The following is a 2823-nucleotide window of genomic DNA, read 5'->3' as shown; positions in this document are numbered from 1 at the left end:
GATGTTCATGCTGGCGATCTTCTTCGTCACCAGCGCCGACTCCGGCTCGCTGGTCATGGGCATGCTCTCCCAGCGAGGCAAGGCCGAGCCGGACACCCCGGTGGTCATCTTCTGGGGTGCCTGCCTCGCGGGCATCGCCATCGTGATGCTGCTCATCGGTGGGAACCAGGCGTTGTCCGGGCTGCAGAACCTGGTCATCGTCTCGGCGGTGCCGTTCGCGTTCGTGCTGTTCTTCATGCTGTTCGCGTTCGCGAAGGACCTGCGCACCGACCCGATGATGATCCGGCAGCGCTTCGGCGAGCACGCGCTGGACGAAGCGGTCCAGAGTGGTGTGCGCAGCCACGGTGACGAGTTCGGCATCGAGGTGCGCAAGGCCGCGGACGGCCGCGGCGCCGGCTACACCTTCGACTCGACCTCGGAGGAGTACACGTACTGGTACCAGCGCTACGACGAGGACGGGAACCCCATCGAGTACGACTACTACGAGGGCAGCTTCTCCACCCCGCAGTCGGAGGCGGTCCACGAGGACGAGACCGTGCGCACGATGGTCGACGAGGAGGCCGAGGTCGATCGAGAGCCGGCCAGACGCATCCAGTAGGTGACCGCACGCGTCGTCGTCATCGGAGGCGGGATCAGCGGCCTGAGCGCAGCGTGGGCCCTGGTCACCGCCCGGCCTGACCTCGACGTCACCGTGATCGAGGGAGCCAGTCACGTCGGAGGCAAGATCCGGCGTGGCTGGCTCTCGCGCGTCGAGCTACCGGTGGACGTGGGGGCCGAGTCGGTGCTGGCCCGTCGACCGGAGGCGCTGGACCTCATGGCGGACGTGGGCCTCGACGATGAGGTGGTGCACCCACGCACGGCCAGTGCCTCGCTGGTCAACCGCGGCGCTCTGCGGCCTCTGCCCACCGGGACGCTGATGGGTATCCCAGCCGACCCGGCCCGCTTGGCCCCGGTGCTGACCGATGACGAGCTGCGTCGAGCGAGCCACGAGCGGGTCGGTGAGGCCAGCGCCGAGGACGTCTCCATCGGCGACCTCGTCGCCGAGCGCCTCGGTGACGCGGTGGTCGACCGGGTGGTCGAGCCGCTGCTCGGTGGGGTCTACGCCGGGCACGCCCGCCGGATCTCCGCCGCTGCGGCCTTGCCGGCCGCCTTTGCCGCCCACCGCGACGGAGTCGGGCTGACGGAAGCGGCTCGCCGGGCTCTGCCGGGGGACCGGGGGCCTGGACAGGAGCAGCCGCCGGTGTTCGCGGGGCTCAGCAGTGGGCTGTACCGTCTGCCCGCTCGGCTGGTGGCGGAGCTCGGTCGGCGGGGGGTGAGGGTGCGCACCGGTGTCACCGTCCGGGCCCTGGAGCGGACGGCCTCCGGGTTCCGGCTCGTGTGCGGCTCCGCTGCCGACCCGCAGACGCTCACCGCAGAAGGTGTGGTGGTGGCGGTGCCTCCGGCGCCTGCCGCGCGCCTGCTGGCCGACCTCGCCCCGGTAGCGGGGCGTGTGCTGGGCGAGGTGCAGACAGCCTCGATGGCGATCGTCACGCTTGCCGTGCCGCTGTCGTCGGGGTTCGGCTGGCCCGGTTCCGGGGTGTTGGTGCCGCCGGTGGAGGGGCTCAGTATCAAGGCGGCCACGTTCAGCAGTCAGAAGTGGGACTGGGTCCGTGAGCGGGGCACGCACGCAGCGCCTGGCCCGGTGGCCCTCCTGCGCACCTCGTTGGGCCGCCAGGGTGAGGAGGCGGTGCTGCAGCGCGACGACGCCGACCTGGTGGACCTGGTGGTCTCGGACCTGCGCGCGATCGGGCTGGCTCTGCCCGACCCGGCGGACTCGCTCGTCCAGCGGTGGGGTGGGGGCCTGCCGCAGTACGCGGTGGGGCACCGCGACCGGGTCGCGGCGGTGCGTGCGGCTGTGGCCGACGTTCCCGGCCTGGCCGTCGCCGGAGCCACCTACGACGGGGTCGGCATCCCGGCCTGTATCGCCTCGGGGCGCGCCGCCGCCGAGCAGGTGGCTGCGTCACAATGGGCCGCATGAGCACTGCCCCCTCACCCGAGCCCAGCCGTCCCACCACCGACCTGGTCGAGCAGATCAACGCCGGCGTGCGCTACGCGATGTACTCGGTGTTCCGGTTCGCACGCCGGATGGGGTCGTCACGCTCGGAGATGGTCGACGAGGCGGACCGGCTGCTCCGCGACCTCGAGGACGAGGGGGTGGTCGTGCGCGGGTGCTACGACGTCTCCGGCCTGCGCGCGGACGCCGACCTGATGTTGTGGTGGCATGCCGAACGGATCGAGGCGGTCCAGTCGGCCTACCAGCGCTTCCGTCGCACCGAGCTGGGTCAGCACACCGAGCCGGTCTGGTCCCAGGTGGCCCTGCACAGGCCGGCAGAGTTCAACAAGGGACACGTGCCGGCCTTCCTGGCGGGGGAGGAGCCGCGAGGGTACCTCTGCGTGTACCCCTTCGTGCGCTCCTACGAGTGGTACCTGATGGACGCCGGGGAGCGCAGCGCGATGCTGCGCGAGCACGGACTGGCCGCCAAGGACTTCGGCGACGTCCGGGCGAACACCCTGTCCTCGTTCGCCCTCGGTGACTACGAATGGATCCTGGCCTTCGAGGCCGACGACCTGACCCGCATCGTCGACCTCATGCGCGAGCTGCGCAACACGCGCGCTCGCTTGCACGTGCGCGAAGAAGTGCCCTTCTACACCGGGCCCCGGGTCACGGTCGACCAGATCGTCGCGTCCGCGCCGTAGCGCGCGAGGGCTACTCGGCGGGGGTCAGGGTCATGCTGATCGAGTTGATGCAGTACCGCTGGTCGGTCGGGGTGTCGTAGCCCTCGC

3 protein-coding genes are annotated in these 2823 nt (G+C 71.1%); all 3 read left to right on the top strand.

The window, feature by feature from the left end:
- On the top strand, window positions 1-598 hold a 598-nt coding region (locus VJ976_RS07740), incomplete at its 5' end, for a BCCT family transporter (protein WP_324099548.1).
- Window positions 599-2017 (top strand): protoporphyrinogen oxidase, encoded by a 1419-nt coding sequence (gene hemG / locus VJ976_RS07735; RefSeq protein WP_324099547.1) that lies wholly within the window; start codon window positions 599-601, stop codon window positions 2015-2017.
- Window positions 2014-2736, top strand: a complete 723-nt coding sequence (gene hemQ, locus VJ976_RS07730; protein WP_324099546.1) for a hydrogen peroxide-dependent heme synthase — start codon at window positions 2014-2016, stop codon at window positions 2734-2736. The genes hemG and hemQ overlap by 4 nt, the downstream gene beginning before the upstream one ends.
- Window positions 2737-2823 lie beyond the last annotated feature (87 nt).

Source organism: Ornithinimicrobium sp. (assembly GCF_035267225.1).
Classification (GTDB): domain Bacteria; phylum Actinomycetota; class Actinomycetes; order Actinomycetales; family Dermatophilaceae; genus Ornithinicoccus.
The sequence above is the reverse complement of the archived record's forward strand: the minus strand, read 5'-3'. Positions and strand labels throughout refer to the sequence as shown.